Genomic DNA, 3,050 nt, shown 5'->3' on the forward strand with positions numbered 1-3,050 from the left:
GTTTCTTCGATATGGATGGGAGATGCGGATGCGGGATCGATCGGGCAAGTGGGCGATTTTCACGGTGACGGCCGTCGGGGTGTTCATGTCGACCCTGGACGGCAGCATCGTCAACGTCGCCCTGCCCGCCGTCATGCAGGACCTGGGGGTGCCCATGCCCACGGTGGAGTGGGTGATGATGATCTATCTGCTCACCGTCTCCTCCCTGCTGCTCTCCTTCGGGCGGCTGGGCGACATCCGGGGCCGCCGCTGGGTCTACACCCGGGGGCTGGGGGTCTTCTCGGCGGGATCCCTCTGCTGCGCCATGGCCGACAGTGCGTTGTGGCTCATCGGGGCCCGGGCCTTCCAGGGGGTTGGAGCCGCCATGGTCATGTCCTGCACCCAGGCCATTGTGGTCGACGCCTTTCCGGCCTCGGAGCGGGGGCGGGCCCTGGGCGTCCTGGGGGCGGTGGTGGCCTCCGGCCTCACGGTGGGACCGGCCCTGGGGGGATGGATTCTGCATGTCGCCTCCTGGCCTTTTATCTTCTGGATCAACATCCCCATCGGGGTGGGGGCGGCGCTGTGGGCCAACCGTCTCCTGAGGCATCGGCAGGTGGATGTGACGCGGCGGGAATCCTTCGACGGCTGGGGCGCGCTTTTCCTGGCCCTCGGCATGGGGGCGATGCTCGCGGCCCTGACCCACGGCTACGACTGGGGCTACGGCAGTATCCCGTTTCTTTCCCTTTCGGGGCTCTTTCTGGCGTCGTCCCTGGGGTTCGTCCGTCGGGAAATCCGAACCCCCCATCCCCTGATTTCGCCGTCTCTGCTGCGGATCCGCCTCTTCGTTCTGCCGGTTCTGGCGGGGATGATCCTTTTTGCGGGGCTCTTCACCATCATCTTTCTCATGCCGTTTTTCCTGATGCATCCCCGCGGCCTCTCCCCGGGAGATACCGGCCTGATCATGGTGACCCCGTTCATCTTTCTGTTCCTGTTCGCGCCGCTCTCGGGCGCCCTTTCGGACCGGCTGGGATCCCGCTGGCTCTGCACCCTGGGCATGGCCGTCCTGACAGCCTCCTTCGTCCTTCTCTCCCGCCTGACGCCCGAGGCGTCCAAAATCGAGATCGCGTGGCGTCTGGCCGTGAGCGGCATCGGCACGGGATTGTTCATCGCCCCCAACAACGCCGCCGCCATGAGCGCCGTTCCCCGGAAATTCATGGGGGTGGCCGCCGGGACCGTGGCCACGGTCCGCAACCTCGGCATGGTGCTGGGGATCGCCCTGGCCGGAACCCTTTTCAACAGCGCCTTTCACGCCTCGAGCGGGGGGCGGCTCCTCAAGGTCTACACCCCCGATCTGGAGCCCGTCTTCATGGAAGCTTTCCGGCACGCCATGTCCTCGGGCATCGCCCTCGGGGCCATCGGCATCGTTGTCGCCTTTTTACGGGGAAGGGATGAGAAATGAAAAACAGGATTGTCAAGGCCGTAGTGTTCGATTTCGATGGGACCCTCACGCACCCCGGGGCCCTGAATTTTTCCGAGATCAAGGCGGCGGTGGGCTGCCCTCCCGACCAGCCGGTGCTGGAGCACATCGAGGCGATGGCCGACCCGGCGGAACGGGACCGGGCACACCGGATGCTGGCGGACTTCGAGCTCTCGGCGGCCGAGGCCTCGCAACCCAACCCCGGGGCCGAGGAGCTGATCCGGTGGTGCCGCAAACGGGGGCTTCGTCTGGGCATCCTGACCCGGAATCTCCGCGCGGCGGTGATGCGGGCACTGGAGAATTTCAAGACGGTGGGTCCCGACGACTTCGCGGTAATCATATCCCGGGAAGACCCCCACGCACCCAAGCCCCATCCCGAAGGGGTGGCCGCCGCGGCGGCCCGCCTGGGGGTGGCGTCCCGGGAGGTGGCGGTGGTGGGGGATTTCGTGTTCGACATCCAGGCGGGGAACGGCGCCGGCGCCACCACGGTGTGGCTCGATCACGGCGTGTCGGCGGCGGGACCGGCCGGTCACCGGTTTCAGGATGAGAGCGATCATCGGGTCACCGGGCTGGCAGAGGTGCGGGATCTGCTGCGCCTCTACCTGCCCCTGCCCGGCGGCAAGTTCCCCAACGATCTTCTCAAGAAATATCTCGACGCATTCGATTTCAAGGATCCTTCCGTCATTATCCATCCCGGCATCGGCGAGGACATCGCCGCCGTGGATGTCGCGGACGAGGAGGTCCTCATCCTCAAGTCCGATCCCATCACCTTTGCCACGGACGCCATCGGGCAGTACGCGGTCCTGGTCAATGCCAACGACATCGCCACCTCCGGCGCGGCACCCCGGTGGCTCCTGACCACGCTGATGTTTCCCACGGGGACCACCCCCGCCGGGATCTTCGAGGTGCTGGGGGATCTGGAGACCACCTGCCGGAACTGGGGGATCACCCTCTGCGGCGGGCACACGGAGATCACCGACGCGGTGACCCGGCCGGTGGTGAGCGGCATGCTGGCGGGCACCGTGGCGAGAAGGGACCTGGTGGACAAGGGGCGGATGCGGCCCGGGGACGTGGTGCTGCTGACCAAGGCGGTGGCGGTGGAGGGGACGAGCATCATCGCCCGGGAGTTCGGGGCCGCGCTTCGGGAGCGGGGCATGACCGAGGCGGAGCTCGAGACCTGCCGGGGGTTCCTCTCCCGGATCAGCATCCTCGGGGAGGCGCGGATCGCAGCGGCCTCGGGCGGCGTCAGCGCCATGCACGACGTGACCGAGGGAGGGCTCTCCACGGCCCTGGAGGAGCTCGCCGCGGCAGGAGGGCACGAGATCCGGGTTTTCGTGGAAAACATTCCGATCTTTCCCCAGACCCGCAAGATCTGCGAGCTGCTCGATATCGCGCCGTTGGGCCTCATCGGTTCGGGCAGTCTCCTCATCACCTGTCGGAAGGACCGGTGCGCCCCCCTCATCCGGGCCCTCCACGACGCCGAAATCCCCGTGACCGTAATCGGCGAGGTGGGCGACCCCGGCCGCGACATCGCCGCCTTCCACGAAGGCCGCCCCACCCCCTGGCCCCGCTTCGAAGCGGACGAAATAGCGCG

At 67.2% G+C, this 3,050-nt stretch carries 2 protein-coding genes; both read left to right on the top strand.

Translation table 11 applies throughout. The features are described 5' to 3' along the window. Nucleotides 1-1,438 (top strand): MFS transporter (locus AB7S84_RS15225; RefSeq protein WP_428155511.1); only part of this gene is annotated, 1,438 nt, incomplete at its 5' end. Continuing rightward, nucleotides 1,435-3,050, top strand: a 1,616-nt coding sequence (locus AB7S84_RS15230; RefSeq protein WP_428155513.1) for an HAD-IA family hydrolase, incomplete at its 3' end; no start/stop codon positions are given. The genes AB7S84_RS15225 and AB7S84_RS15230, both read left to right, overlap by 4 nt.

Source organism: Desulfococcus sp., from assembly GCF_050178255.1.
Taxonomy (GTDB): domain Bacteria; phylum Desulfobacterota; class Desulfobacteria; order Desulfobacterales; family Desulfococcaceae; genus Desulfococcus; species Desulfococcus multivorans.